General features: G+C 74.8%; 11 protein-coding genes. 3 read left to right on the plus strand and 8 right to left on the minus strand.

From position 1 onward, the window contains the following. Positions 1-94 precede the first annotated feature (94 nt). From GXW83_RS30600 to GXW83_RS30610, 3 genes are all read right to left on the minus strand, one after another. Positions 95-1,357, minus strand: a complete 1,263-nt coding sequence (locus GXW83_RS30600) for a hypothetical protein (RefSeq protein WP_182446261.1) — start codon at positions 1,355-1,357, stop codon at positions 95-97. 122 nt (positions 1,358-1,479) lie between these two features. Beyond that, positions 1,480-3,933 (minus strand): SUKH-4 family immunity protein, encoded by a 2,454-nt coding sequence (locus GXW83_RS30605; RefSeq protein WP_182446262.1) that lies wholly within the window; start codon positions 3,931-3,933, stop codon positions 1,480-1,482. A gap of 7 nt (positions 3,934-3,940) precedes the next feature. Further along, positions 3,941-4,963: an HNH endonuclease gene (locus GXW83_RS30610; RefSeq protein ID WP_182446263.1), complete on the minus strand. Its 1,023-nt coding sequence runs from the start codon at positions 4,961-4,963 to the stop codon at positions 3,941-3,943. A 226-nt stretch (positions 4,964-5,189) separates the two neighbouring features. Between GXW83_RS30610 and GXW83_RS30615 the strand changes: the two genes are divergently transcribed. Together GXW83_RS30615 and GXW83_RS30620 are read left to right on the plus strand one after the other, a co-directional pair. Then, the gene (locus GXW83_RS30615) at positions 5,190-5,669 is read left to right on the plus strand and encodes a YwqJ-related putative deaminase (RefSeq protein ID WP_182446264.1); all 480 of its coding nucleotides are present in this window, start codon (positions 5,190-5,192) and stop codon (positions 5,667-5,669) included. 44 nt (positions 5,670-5,713) lie between these two features. Next, positions 5,714-6,202 (plus strand): SUKH-3 domain-containing protein, encoded by a 489-nt coding sequence (locus tag GXW83_RS30620; protein WP_370466808.1) that lies wholly within the window; start codon positions 5,714-5,716, stop codon positions 6,200-6,202. A gap of 106 nt (positions 6,203-6,308) precedes the next feature. Here GXW83_RS30620 and GXW83_RS30625 read toward each other — a convergent pair whose 3' ends face one another. Continuing rightward, entirely contained in the window at positions 6,309-6,680 is a 372-nt protein-coding gene (locus GXW83_RS30625) for a GntR family transcriptional regulator (protein WP_225447344.1), read from the minus strand. A 236-nt stretch (positions 6,681-6,916) separates the two neighbouring features. Then, a complete protein-coding gene (locus tag GXW83_RS30630; protein WP_182446266.1) occupies positions 6,917-8,239 on the minus strand; it encodes a sensor histidine kinase in 1,323 nt (440 codons plus the stop codon). Between the two features lie 320 nt (positions 8,240-8,559). Here GXW83_RS30630 and ppc point away from each other — a divergent pair, with 320 nt between their 5' ends. After that, entirely contained in the window at positions 8,560-11,259 is a 2,700-nt protein-coding gene (gene ppc / locus GXW83_RS30635) for a phosphoenolpyruvate carboxylase (protein ID WP_225447581.1), read from the plus strand. A gap of 115 nt (positions 11,260-11,374) precedes the next feature. On the opposite strand, the gene pth is transcribed toward ppc, so the two are convergent. From pth to GXW83_RS30650, 3 genes are all read right to left on the minus strand, one after another. Continuing rightward, positions 11,375-11,953 (minus strand): aminoacyl-tRNA hydrolase, encoded by a 579-nt coding sequence (gene pth / locus GXW83_RS30640; RefSeq protein ID WP_182446268.1) that lies wholly within the window; start codon positions 11,951-11,953, stop codon positions 11,375-11,377. A 139-nt stretch (positions 11,954-12,092) separates the two neighbouring features. After that, complete coding sequence (locus GXW83_RS30645; RefSeq protein ID WP_182446269.1) at positions 12,093-12,686, minus strand: 50S ribosomal protein L25/general stress protein Ctc; 594 nt, start codon at positions 12,684-12,686, stop codon at positions 12,093-12,095. A 290-nt stretch (positions 12,687-12,976) separates the two neighbouring features. Then, entirely contained in the window at positions 12,977-13,951 is a 975-nt protein-coding gene (locus GXW83_RS30650; RefSeq protein WP_182446270.1) for a ribose-phosphate diphosphokinase, read from the minus strand. Between the last annotated feature and the right edge of the window lie 100 nt (positions 13,952-14,051).

Consider the following 14,051-nt stretch of genomic DNA (forward strand, 5'->3'; position numbering starts at 1 on the left):
GCCGGGGGCAACGCGCAGCACCCCGTCTGCGCGGCAGCCGGGGGGCCTCCAGCGTACGCCCCCGGCCGGGGGCGCCGCCCGGCCGTTACGCCGGTTACGCCTCTTCGGACACGACGCTGTCGGACACAGCGCTGTCGGACACAGCGCTGTCCACAGCCTGGGGACGGGCCGCACTGCTGCCCGGCCCGGAACCGACCGGCCCGGCCTGGCCCCGGGCGCCCGGTGAGCCGGGGAACGGCGCGGGCCCCGCCGACAGCGGCGACGCCCCCAGCGCGCGCCCGGCGCGGCCGGGCAGCCCGGCGGCGCCTGTGGCGTCGTGCCCGGCCCGGGCCGTTCCCGGGCCCTGGGCGGCGGGGGCGCGGTCGGCGGGCGCGGGCGCATCTGCCTGCGCACCGGCGCCGGGGCCTGGCCCGCCGTCATCGGCACCGGCGACGGCGACGGTGGCGGTGTCGGCGTCGGCGTCGGCGTCCGGGTCGGGGGCGGTCGGGGCCACGCCGACCAGGGCGGTCAGGGTCTGCCGGATGTGGTCGAGGTGGGCCCGCAGCTCGGCGCGGTGCTCGGCGAAGACCTCCTCCTCGCGGACCGAGGCGTCGGCGATCCGGGCGGCCTCCCGGTGGGCGGCCCCGATCAGCCGCTCGGCCTGGGTGGCGGCCTCGGCCTCGATGTCCGCGGCCTGTGCCAGCATGGCCTTGCGGTAGCGCTCCGCGTCGGCCAGGCGGCGCTCCACCGCGGCGGCGGCCGTCTCCAGCACGGCGGTGGCGTCGGCCTCCAGCGCGTCCTGTTCCCGGTCGGCGGCGAGCTGCCGGGCCGCCAGCGAGGTCTTTGAGTCGTGCGCGGCGGCCGCGGCCCGGCCCCGGACCTCCTCGGCGTCGGCCTCGGCGGCCTCGGCCTGGGCGCGGGCCTCGCGCCGGGCCTCGGCCAGCTCCGCGTCGGCCTCGCTGCGGGCCCAGGCCAGCTCCCGGCGGGCGGCCTCGTCCGCCCCGGTGGTCACCCGGGTCGCGTAGCTGCGGGTGTCGACGGCGAGCGCGGCGGCGTCGGCGCGGGCCTGGGCGTCCAGCTGCCCGGCCTGCTCCTCGGCCCCGGTGCGCACCGCCCGGGCCTCCTCCTCGGCGAGGTCCAGCAGCCGGACGGCGCGCTCGCCCAGCTCCGCGAAGTCGGGCGGCCCGGCCTGGGCCGCTGCCCGGAGCGCGTCGTCCAGCTCCTGCTCCAGCCCGCGGGCGAGCCGGCCGAGATCGGCCAGCCGCTGCCAGGCCCGGTCCCGCTCGGCGGTGATTCCGTCCAGGGCCTGTTCGACCTGGGGGATCGCATAGCCGCGGCGGGCGACGGTGAAGCCGTGCGGAGAGACGGCGTCGCTCATGGGGCTGGTCCTCTCATCCGATGAATGAATCAGGTGCGCAAATGATCAGTATCTGATCAATTGTGCACAGACTCATCGCCTACCCCGGAGGACCGACACCCAGCGCCCAGAACAAGCCGTGCTCAGAACAGGCCGTCCCACAGCTGCTCCAGCACCACCGACCACCAGGTCTCCGGTGTGGCCAGCGCCGCCGGGTCCAGCGCCAGCAGCTCCGTCTGCAGGTCCACCGTCCAGCGCGCGGCCTGCTCCGGCGTCAGCCCGAAGCGGAACCGCCACAGCCGTCCCAGCGCCGCCATGCAGCGGATGAACTCCGGCAGGCCGGTGTTGACGAAACGCGGCCGCTGCGCCTCCGGACCGGCCGGGTGCGCGGGCGTCCCCAGATCCACCGCCACGATCGCCGCCGTGCCGTACTGCACGCACAGCTGGCGACCGTAGTCGTTGCCCAGCACCAGGTAGGTGCCCGCGTCCGGCCCGGCCGCGATGCCGCGCTCGGCCGCCAGCTCCGCCAGGGTCGGCATCGGACGCCCCGGCTGCGACTGCGCCCAGAAGAACGGACCGAACTCCAGCGGCACCCCGGCCCAGATCAGCGCCGTCGAGACGGCCTCGGGCACGCCCTGCCGGGAGACCGCCTGCGACTCGTGCCGGAACACGTTCTGCGCGCCGAACGCCTGTGCCAGCTCGTCCGCCAGCGCCTGCGGCGCCAGCGGCGGCGAGGGCGGCACCGAGCCCTGGGCGGGCAGCGGCACCCGCTGCGAGCGCTGCGGCGCCGGCCCGGACGCGTGCGTGTGCAGCTCCGTGTGGTGCTCCAGCAGGTGCTGGACGCCGCGCTGCCGGGCCGCCTGGTCCAGCCCGTACGGGGCGATGCTGCTCACCCGCACGTTGGGCCACGCCTCCTGCACCATCCGCCGGCAGTAGCCCGCCGGGAGGTCGCAGCTCTCCAGCTCGGTGTGCAGCTCCAGCACCTGCTCCGGCGGCACGTTCAGCCGCCGGACCTCCTGCAGGATCTGCCACTCCGGGTGCGGCATGCCCAGCGCGGACCGCTGGATGATCTGCTGCTCCGAACCGTCCGGGCCTCGGTAGCGCAGCACCGCCAGGTAGCCCGGCCCGACCGCGGGCACCCCGGGCGGAGGCGTCCCCGGCGACGGCTGCGCCTGCGGGCCCGCCGTCGGCGGGGCGGGCGGCGGCGGGGGCACCGCGCCGGAACCGGCCCGGCCGTCCAGCGCGGGCGCGAACTGCGTCGGGACGTAGCTGTCCCCCGCCGGGACGCCGGAGGCCGGCGTCTGCGGCAGCAGCCCCGGCGGGGGCGGCGGCGGAGGCATGCCCGGACCGGCATGCCCCGAGGACACGGGCCCCGGGGACGCGGCCCCGGACGGCCCCGGATCGGCCAGCAGCCCCGGCGGAGGCGGAGGCGGCGCCCCCGGCCCGGCCGGACGGACGGCAGGCGCGGGCGCATGCGCGGACACCGGCGCGGGCGCGCCGGGCGGGACCGGCGGCAGGCTGCCCGGCTGCGCCAGCATCGTCGGCGCATGGTCCAGCCCGGCCCCGCCGGGCTGCACCGGGATGAACCCGGGCGGCGGGGGCGGGGGCGTCCCCGGCCCCCCGACAGACTGCGGCGACCGACCCGGCTGCGGGGCGTGCGCCTGCTGCGGGGCCTGCGCCTGCTGCGGTACGTACGGCGGCTGCGGTACGTACGGCGGCTGCGGTGTGTGCGGCGGAGCCTGCTGCGGCTGCGGGGCCTGCGCCTCGGGCGCGCGGGGCGGGGCGGGCGGCGGCGTCACCGACGACTGCGGCGGCTGCGGCGGCAGGTAGGCCGACTGCGCCGACGGCGGCGCGTACACCGGCGGCCGACGCTCGCCGTCCACCGGGCCGCCCGGGCCGCCCGGGCCGCCCTGGCCGCCCGGAACACCGGGGACGCCGGGGCCGCCCTGAATGCCAGGAACGCCCGGGCCGCCCTGAACGCCCGGACCGCCGGGGCCGCCCGGGGCGCGGCCCGCTGGGGCGTCGGGCGGGGCCAGCATCGTCGGCACGTCCCCCGGCGGGCCGTCCGACACCGGCGGAGCCACCAGCAGCGACGGCTCCTCGACCGCCTGCCGGTGCGCCTCCGGACCCGCGCCAGCGCCGTGCGGCTCCGGCCCCGCGCCAGCGCCGTGCGGCTCCCGGCCCGCGCCGGCGCCCAGCGGCAGCCCGGCGGCCTCCGCGGCGATCGCCGCGGCCCCCGCCTCGCGCAGCCACTGCGGCGGGCTCAGCAGGAAGGACGTCGCCTCCGCCAGCTCCGCGTCCGGCGGCGCCGGGGTCCTGGTCGGGGTCGCCCCCACCGGACGCCCGTACGCCTCCTCGTAGCGGCGCACCACATCGTTGACGGGCAGCGCGGGCCACAGCGTGACCGCCCCGCCGTCCCGGGAGATCACCAGCCGCACCGCACCGCCGTCCGACGAGGGGCCGCCCGCGCGGTCCACCGCCCAGGCCACGAAGCCCAGGTCGAACTCCCGCACCCGCACCTCGCGGCGCTGGTACGAGGGCACACCCTCGTTGATCCACTCCTCGGCGCGCTGCTGCGCCTCCGCATAGGTCACCACGCCCGGCTCACCCCTCCACCGGGACGGCGCGGGCGAAGCCGCCGTCCACCATCAGCTGTGCCACCGTCTGCAGCTCGGGCGGGCTGCCCGCCAGCCGCAGCAGGAACCCGTCGAAGTCGTCGCCGCACGGCAGCAGCAGCCGCTCGCAGCGCTGCTGCGGCGTCAGCCCCGGATCGCCGTCGTCCCGGGCGTCGTCGTAGGGCAGGAACCACACCGTGCCGATCGACGCGCCCTTCACCTTCAGCGCGATCAGACCGCCCTGGACGTAGGCCACCCCGAGGTAGTCCTTGGTCAGGTGGTCGCGCAGGCACTTGTTGACGTACACCAGGTCGTCGACGCCGCGCTCCTGACGCAGGGTGAGGAACGGCTGGTCGACCAGGACGCCCAGCTCGGTGTCGAGGGCCATGCCCTGGGGCGCGCGGCCCCCGGCCGCCTTGAGGAATGTCCGGTACGGCCCGGGCAGGCTGTAGCCCAGCCCCTCCTCCGCCGCCTGCATCCGCGTCTCGTCCACCCCCGCGGCCTGGACCGGCCCGTCCGGCTCCGCCCCGGACGGCTGCGGCTCCAGCGGGTCCAGCGCGAAGTGCACCGGCCGCCGCTCCTGCAACGGACGGGTGCCGCGCTTGCCGTGGTCCGCGGTGGACACGGCCAGGCCGCCGTGGTGCCGCAGCAGCGACTTCACCTCGACCGGTATCAACTCCATCCGGCGGCTGCCGGGCTGCGCCGGGCGCACCGAGTGGTGCCAGGTCCAGCCCGCCGGGGTCGCCACCGGCGACTCCAGGCCCGCCCACAGCTCGTGCCCCTGGGCGTGCAGCGCGGCATTGGCCGAGACGTAGTCGGTGAGCCGCAGCTCGTCCACCCCGAAGCCCTGCGGCGGATCGGCCACCTCGGCCGCCGCCCGCGCGTACGGGCCGAAGTCCGGATGCCCCTGACCGTCCACACGCACGCCGCCCGGATACCTGGCGGCGCGCACGGGATCGGGGAAGTGCACGACCTGCCCGGCGTAGGCCGCGTTGGGCCGACCTGTCGTCATCGAGATTGCCCCCTGCTGGAACTGTCTGCCGGTCCAAGACTAGGGGCTGACCGGGCCCGGTGGATCTCCGGATTCTCCGCAGGGCCGCACCGGCACCCCGACTTCCGCATCCCTGTGGGCATTTGGCAGGCTGGCACCCTGCAGCAGCGGTGAGCGACCCTCACCCACGGGGGCTGCCGCGCGGCAAGTATCCCTGCTCCGCCGTGCGCAAGGACACGGAGGACCCATGGACGTGGATACCGGCGAGCACCGACCGGCGGCCGCGGCACCCCTGCTGCGCCAGCGCCGGGACAGCCTCATGCCGATCGTGGCGGCCGCCCTGTCGGTGCGCAGCGGCACCCACACCTGCGTCGGCGAGAAGACCGGGCCGCCGCCCCCGCTGCACCCGCTGGTGTCCGAGTTCCTGGACGCCCTGCCGGACGCGCAGCGCGAACGGTTCACCGGGCGCTGTCCGGAGGCCGTGCTGCTGTCGCAGTTCTTCACCGCCGCCGAGGAAGGCCGCTCCAAGCGCGCCGCGCGCAAGCCCTTCACCGAGGGCGACGCCCGCAAGTCGCTGCGCGGGGCCCGGATGACGACCGTCCGCATCCGCGAGGAGGGAGACCCGGCGCACGGCACCCACCAGCCGCCCTGCCGCTCCTGCGCGCCGCTGCTGGCCCACTACGGGGTGCAGTCCGTCGCCCTCGGCTCCGCCCCCGCCTCCGCCTGAACCCGCGCCGAGGCCGCACCCCGCACTACCCAGAACGGATCACCGTGGACGTCAGATTCCCCGCCGACGCAGCATCGGTCCTCACCAAGGCCGGCTGGTTCCCCGGCCGCCGCCAGCTGCCCCGCGCCGAGCAGTGGGCGGACGCCCTGATCAACCACAGCTCCCCGGAGGGCCACCGGCACTCCGTCTTCCCCGCCGCCGTCGAGGCCTGGGCGGAGTTCGGCGGGCTGACGGTCGATCTGGAGGGCGCCGGCCGCGACCAGGCCCGGACGCCGTTCACCATCGACCCCATGGCCGGGCTGCACCAGCCGCGCACCCTGGCCGACCTCGGCCGCGCCCTGGACCTGCCGCTCGCCCCCCTCGGCGAGGAGCGCGACGGCCAGGCCCTGCTGGCCATCGACGCGCTGGGCCGGGTCTACAGCCTGGACCACACCGGCGAATGGTTCCTGGGCCAGACCATGGACCGCGCGCTGACCACCCTGATCGTGGGCACCACACCGGAACGGCTGCAGTTCGTCGCCGACGCGCTCTAGCCGCTCCCGGCAGGCCCGGCCCGCGACCGTTCCCGGCAGGCGTCCGGCAGGCCCGGCCTGCCGCCCGGCCCCGGCAGGTCCGGCGCCGGGCGGCACCCGGACGCCGTCAGCCCTCGCCGTAGGCGTCCCGCAGCGCCGCCTCCACCACCGCCCGGGCCTCCTGCGGCGGCACGCCCAGCCCGCGCACCAGCCGCGCGTACTCGGCCGCGGCCCGCGCGGCGGCCCGGCGCGAGGAGTCGCCGGAGGCCGCGACGACCGTGCCGTGCCGCCCCCGGGTCTCCACCACCCCGGCCGACTCCAGCTCCCGGTACGCCTTGGCGACGGTGTTCACCGCCAGCCCCAGCTCCTCGGCCAGCCGCCGCACCGTCGGCAGCCGCATCCCCACCGGCGCGGCGCCGCTCCGCGCCGACTCGGCGATCTGCGCCCTGATCTGCTCGTACGGCGGAACCTGCGAGGCGGGGTCGAGAACGATCTGCACGGAACGGGCCTCCGGGAGGACTGGCACAGCGGTCCCCCTACGGTAGTACCGCCACAGCACCCCGCCCCGCCACGGCACCCCACCGCCCAGCCATGCCCGCACCGCCCGTCACCGCGCCGCCCGTCACCGGCTGCCCGCACCCCGCGCACCCGCGCTTCACCGCGTCACCCGTCACCGCGCCGCCCGTCACCGCGCCGCCCGTCACCGCGCCGCCCGTCACCGCCCCCGCCCCCGCGTCACCGCGCGCCCCGCAGCCGGGCCTCGACACGGAAGCCGCCCGCCTCCGTCGGCCCCGCCGTGAACGTCCCGCCCAGCCCGGTCACCCGCTCGCGCATCCCCACCAGGCCGTTCCCGCCGCTCGGCAGCGCCCGTCCGGCCCCGCCGCCGACGGCCTCCGCCCCCGCCTCCGTCGGGCAGGCGTTGGACACCGCCAGCGCCACCCCGCCCGGGACGTACGCCACCACCACCTCCGCGTCCGCCCCCGGCGCATGCTTCAGCACATTGGTCAGCGCCTCCTGCACCACCCGGTACGCCGTCCGCTCCGTCTCCGCGCTCAGCCCCCGCCGCGCCCCGCCGACCGTCAACCGCACCCCCAGCCCGGCCGCCCGCGACTCGTCCACCAGCCGCGGGATGTCCGCCAGCCCCGGCGCGTCCGACGTCGGCACCGCCAGCACCGCCGCCGCCTCCTGACCGCTCACCGGCGCCGACTCCACCGTCCGCAGCACCCCCAGGATCTGCCGCAGCTCGTCCAGCGCCTGCCGGCCGATGTCCCCCATCAGCTTCGCGCTCTCCGCCGCCCGGACCGGATCCCGCTCCACCACCCGCTCCAACGCGCCCGCATGCACCACCATCAGGCTCACCCGGTGCGCCACCACGTCGTGCATCTCCCGGGCGATCCGCGCCCGCTCCTCCGTCTGCGCCCGCCGCGCCCGCTCGCTCGCCTGCTCGGCCAGCAGCGCCAACTCCGTCTCCAGCCCCTCCGCCCGCTCCCGCAGCGCCTCCATCAGCCGCCGCCGCGCCCCCACGTACAGGCCCAGCATCGTCGGCGCGACCGTGATCCCCACCGCCACCAGCACCGACAGCAGCAACAGCACGTACTCCGGGAACCCGCTGCGCAGCGCCGCCGCCTGCTGGGTGCCGATGGTCAGCGACGACACCAGCGCCGTCTCCAGGATCGCCACCACGCACAGCAGCGTCATCGCCCGCCGCTCCGCGAACCGCCGGGCCGCCCCCTCCGGCCGGTACGCGCCGAGTGTGTACAGACCCACCATCAGCAGCAGGTACCCGGCCTGCAACGGAATGGTCGCCAGCGCCGCGACCACCGGCACCAGCGGCCAGCGCCGCCGCACCACCAGCGTCAGGCTGGCCAGCACCCCGAACACCCCGACGCCGACCATCCACGCCGGGCCGAACCCCTGGTTGCGGACGAAGTTCGCCGCGCTGGACGCGCACTCCGTCGCCGCCGCCAGCGCCACCCCCAGGTCGAACCACATGCTGCGCCGCCGGGGCCACAGCCCCGCCACGTCCCCCGCGCCCACCCCGGGCGTCGCCATGCTCATGGGGCCAGCCTACGGAAGCCCCGGCCCGCCGTCGGTAGGGCTGTCCCCCTGCCGTCCTCGCCCCCTCGCCCGGGGCCGCGCCGCGGTGTCCGGCATACGGCCGCCAGAGGTGCCCCGGCAGGGCCCACACCTATGCTGGTCGCGTCGGACAGCGCGGTCCGCAGAGCCGATGCCCCATCCACCTGCAAGGGAGCACCAGCGTGAGCGACGCACGCGAGGCTTACACCCCGACCCCGGGCCCAGCCTCGACCCCGCCCTCCAGCACCGCCGCCGGCACGGCCCCCGGCGCCTTCGGCACCGCCGAACCGGACAACTCCGCCCTGCGCGCCGACATCCGCCGCCTCGGCGAACTCCTCGGCGAGACCCTGGTCCGCCAGGAGGGCCAGGAACTCCTCGACCTCGTCGAACAGGTACGCGCCCTCACCCGCAGCGACGGCGAGGCCGCCGCCGCCCTGCTGGAGGACACCGATGTCGAGACCGCGGCCAAGCTGGTCCGCGCCTTCTCCACCTACTTCCACCTGGCCAACGTCGCCGAACAGGTGCACCGCGGCCGGGAGCTGGGCATCCACCGCGCCCAGGAGGGCTCGCTGCTCGCCCGCACCGCCGACAAGCTGGCCGAGGCCGACCCGCAGCACCTCGCCGACACCCTGGCCCACCTCGCCGTCCGGCCCGTCTTCACCGCGCACCCCACCGAGGCCGCCCGCCGCAGCGTCCTCACCAAGCTCCGCCGCATCGCCGAACTCCTCGAGCAGACCGACACCCCCACCCGGCCCACCGGCCGCCGCCAGGCCGACCGCCGCCTGGCCGAGGTCATCGACCTGCTCTGGCAGACCGACGAACTGCGCATCGCCCGCCCCGAACCCGGCGACGAGGCCCGCAACGCCGTCTACTACCTGGACGAGCTGTACAAGCGCGCCGTCCCCGACGTGCTCGAGGAGCTCAACGAGGAACTCGCCCGGATCGGCGCCGACATCCCCGAGGGCGTCCGCCCGCTGACCTTCGGCACCTGGATCGGCGGCGACCGCGACGGCAACCCCAATGTCACCCCCGCCGTCACCCTCGACGTCCTCGTCCTGCAGCACGAGTACGGCATCAAGGACGCCCTCGACGTCATCGACGACCTCCGCGGCGCCCTCTCCTCCTCCGTGCGGCTCTCCGGCGCCAGCGACGAACTCATCGGCTCGCTCGACGCCGACCTCGCCAACCTCCCCGAGATCAGCCCCCGCTACAAGCGCATGAACGCCGAGGAGCCCTACCGGCTCAAGGCCACCTGCATCCGGCAGAAGCTCATCAACACCCGCGACCGGCTCTCCGCGGGCACCCCCCACGTCGAGGGCCGCGACTACCTCGGCACCGCCCCGCTCCTGGCCGACCTGCAGATCATCCAGGACTCGCTGCGCGCCCACCGCGGCCGGCTGATCGCCGACGGACGCCTCTCCCGCGCCATCCGCACCATCGCCGCCTTCGGCCTCCAGCTCGCCACCATGGACGTCCGCGAACACGCCGACGCCCACCACCACGCCCTCGGCCAACTCTTCGACCGCCTCGGCGAGGAGGCCTGGCGCTACACCGACATGCCCCGCGAGTACCGCCAGCGGCTGCTCGCCAAGGAGCTCAAGTCCCGCCGCCCGCTCGCCCCCACCCCGGCCCCGCTGGACGCCGCCGGCGCCAAGACCCTCGGCGTCTTCGAGACCATCCGCGAGAGCTTCGAACGCTTCGGCCCGGAGATCGTCGAGAGCTACATCATCTCCATGTGCCAGGGCGCCGACGACGTCTTCGCCGCCGCCGTCCTGGCCCGCGAGGCCGGACTCATCGACCTGCACGCCGGCATCGCCAAGATCGGCATCGTGCCGCTGCTGGAGACCACCGACGAGCTCCGCGCCGCCGACACCATCCTCGACGAGATGCTGCGCGACCCCTCCTACCGGCTGCTGGTCTCCCTGCGCGGCGACATCCAGGAGGTCATGCTCGGCTACTCCGACTCCAGCAAGTTCGGCGGCATCACCACCAGCCAGTGGGAGATCCACCGCGCCCAGCGCCGGCTGCGCGACGTCGCCCACCGCTATGGCATCCGGCTGCGCCTCTTCCACGGCCGCGGCGGCACCGTCGGCCGCGGCGGCGGCCCCTCCCACGAGGCCATCCTCGCCCAGCCCTACGGCACCCTCGAAGGCGAGATCAAGGTCACCGAACAGGGCGAGGTGATCTCCGACAAGTACCTCATCCCCGCCCTCGCCCGGGAGAACCTGGAACTCACCGTCTCCGCCACCCTCGAAGCCAGCGCCCTGCACACCGCGCCCCGCCAGGCCCCCGAGGCCCTGGCCCGCTGGGACGCCACCATGGACACCGTCTCCGACGGCGCCCACACCGCCTACCGGCGCCTGGTCGAGGACCCGGACCTGCCCGCCTACTTCTTCGCCGCCACCCCCGTCGACCAGCTCGCCGCCCTGCACCTCGGCTCGCGCCCCTCCCGCCGCCCCGACAGCGGCGCCGGACTCGACGGACTCCGCGCCATCCCCTGGGTCTTCGGCTGGACCCAGTCCCGGCAGATCGTCCCCGGCTGGTACGGCGTCGGCGCCGGACTCGCCGCCGCCCGCGAGGCCGGACTCGGCGACATCCTGCAGGAGATGCACAACGAGTGGCACTTCTTCCGCAACTTCCTGTCCAACGTCGCCATGACGCTGGCCAAGACCGACCTGCGGATCGCCCGCCACTACGTCGACCAGCTCGTCCCCGACCACCTCCGGCACATCTTCGACCTCATCGAGGCCGAGCACGCGCTCACCCTCAAGGAGGTCCTGCACGTCAGCGGCGAGAACGAACTGCTCGAACACACCCCCGTGCTCAAGCAGACCTTCGCCATCCGCGACGCCTACCTGGACCCCATCTCCTACCTCCAGGTCGCCCTGCTGCGCCGCCAGCGCGAGAACGCCGACCAGGGCCCCGACGACGACCCGCTGCGCGCCCGCGCCCTGCTGCTCACCGTCAACGGCATCGCCGCCGGCCTGCGCAACACCGGCTGACAGCACGCCAGTAACACCGCGCGGCCCGCAGCCCCCCGAACCGGGAGGACTGCGGGCCGCCGCCGTACCGCGCCTTGCGCCGCGCCTTGCAGTGCCGTGCCGTGCCGTGCCGTGCCTACGAGTTGTACGTCGTCTGCGCCCGCTCCAGGCCCTCGGAGATCAACGCCTCCACCGCGTCGGCCGCCCGGTCCACGAACCAGTCCAGCTCCTTGCGCTCGGTCGAGGAGAAGTCCCGCAGCACGAAGTCCGCGACCTCCATCCGCCCCGGCGGACGCCCCACCCCGGCCCGCACCCGGTAGTAGTCCGGGCCCTGCGACTTGGTGATCGACTTCAGCCCGTTGTGGCCGTTGTCACCGCCGCCCAGCTTCAGCCGCAGCGCCGCGTAGTCCACGTCCAGCTCGTCGTGGACCACCACCAGCCGGTCCAGCGGCGCCTTGTAGAAGTCCCGCAGCGCCGCCACCGGACCGCCCGACAGGTTCATGAACGACGTCGGCTTCGCCAGCACCACCCGCTGCCCCGCCAACCGCCCCTCCACCACCTGGTTGCGGCTGCGGTGCGCCTTGAACTTCGCCCCGATCCGCCCGGCCAGCAGATCCGCCACCATGAACCCGATGTTGTGGCGGTTCCCCGCGTACTCGGGGCCCGGATTGCCCAGACCCACGACCAGCCACGGACCGCTCTGCTCGTCGCTCACCCTCGTCGTCCTTCCCTGCTGCCGAACCACTGCCGAAGCCACGCCCCCGGGCCAACCGCCCGAGCAACCCGCCCGAACCACACGCCGCTGCCCCGGCCATGATGCACGGCCGGGGCAGCGGAGGAGAGCAGTGCGAGGATCAGGCCTCGACAGCGGCCTCGGTGGTCGCCTCGGCGTCCTCGGACGGGGCCTCGATCTGCGCGGAGACGACCTGCAGGACCACGGTCTCCGGCTCCACGGCCAGGGTCGCGCCCTTCGGCAGGGTGATGTCCTTCGCCAGGATGGAGGTACCGGCCTCCAGGCCCTCGATCGAGACGGTGACCGACTCGGGCAGGTGGGTGGCCTCGGCCTCGAGCGGCAGGGTGTTCAGGATGTGCTCGAGCAGGTTGCCGCCGGGGGCCAGCTCGCCCTCGGTGTTGATCTGGATCTCGACGGTGACCTTCTCGCCGCTCTTCACCAGCAGCAGGTCGACGTGCTTCAGCGAGCGCTTGATCGGGTCGCGCTGCACGGCCTTCGGCAGGACGAACTCGTCCTTGCCGTCGATCGCCAGGGTGAACAGGGCGTTCGGGGTCTTCAGCGCCAGCATCAGCGCGTGGCCCGGCAGGTTCACGTGGACCGGGGTGTGGCCGTGGCCGTACACGACGGCCGGGACCAGGCCCTCGCGGCGGGCGCGACGCGCGGCGCCCTTGCCGAACTCGTTGCGGGGCTGGGCCTCAAGGCGGATCTCAGACACGACGGCACTCCTCGTACACAGGGCGGGCGCCGTCCGGCACAGCCCCCGCACGCGCGCTGGACGCACGCATGAAAAAAGCCACCGGCAGAACCTCACCCGAAAGAATTCTTGGATGAGTCGCCCGGTGGCGTCTCGCACAACCGTCCGCAGCCTGTGCGGTGCAGCGCGTCGATCACGGAGTCACGCGAAGTCGGGACTCCCTCGCCGGGCAATTCCTGGAGTCTAGCCCAGACCCGGCGAGGGCCCCAAAACGATCAGTCAATCAGTGGAGCAGTGGAGCAGTGGATCGCTCAGGCGTCCTCGAACAGGCTGGTCACCGAACCGTCGTCGAAGACCTCACGGATCGCCCGGGCGATCAGCGGAGCGATCGACAGCGTCGTCACCTTGTCCAACTGCAGCTCGCCCGGGGTCGGCAGGGTGTTGGTGAAGACGAACTCGCTGGCCCGCGAGTTCTTCAGCCGGTCCGTCGCCGCACCCGACAGCACACCGTGCGTCGCCGCCACGATCACGTCCGCCGCGCCCTGGTCGAACAGCGCGTCCGCGGCCGCACAGATGGTGCCGCCGGTGTCGATCATGTCGTCCACCAGCACGCACACCCGGCCCTTGACGTCGCCCACGACCTCGGCCGACATCACCTTGTTGGCCACGTTCGGGTCGCGCCGCTTGTGGATGATCGCCAGCGGCGCCGCCAGCCGGTCGGACCACTGGTCCGCCACCCGCACCCGGCCCGCGTCCGGCGAGACGATCGTCAGCCGGTCCCGGTCCACCCGGCTGGCCACGTAGTCCGCCAGCAGCGGCAGCGCGAACAGGTGGTCCACCGGGCCGTCGAAGAAGCCCTGGATCTGCGCGGTGTGCAGGTCCACCGACATCAGCCGGTCGGCGCCCGCCTGCTTCAGCAGGTCCGCTATCAGCCGCGCCGAGATGGGCTCCCGGCCCAGGTGCTTCTTGTCCTGACGGGCGTAGCCGTAGAACGGCATGATCACGGTGATGCTCTTGACCGACGCCCGCTTCAGGGCGTCGATCATGATGAGCTGCTCCATGATCCACTGGTTGATCGGGGCGGTGTGGCTCTGCAGCACGAAGGCGTCGGCCCCGCGGACCGACTCCTCGTAGCGCACGTAGATCTCACCGTTGGCGAAGTCCAGAGCCTTCGTCGGAACCAGGTCCACACCCAGTTGCTCCGCCACCTCCCGCGCCAACTCGGGGTGTGCGCGGCCGGAGAAGAGCATCAAGTTCTTCTCACCGGACGTTTTGATCCCGGTCACTGCACCGTCTCCTCGTTGCTGACGCGCGCTGGGCTAGCCGCCGCTCGCGGCACAGCTGCTGTGGGGGTTGGCTGAACACCTGGGGACTGCACTGCACGTC

This window comes from Streptacidiphilus sp. PB12-B1b, from assembly GCF_014084125.1.
Taxonomy (GTDB): domain Bacteria; phylum Actinomycetota; class Actinomycetes; order Streptomycetales; family Streptomycetaceae; genus Streptacidiphilus.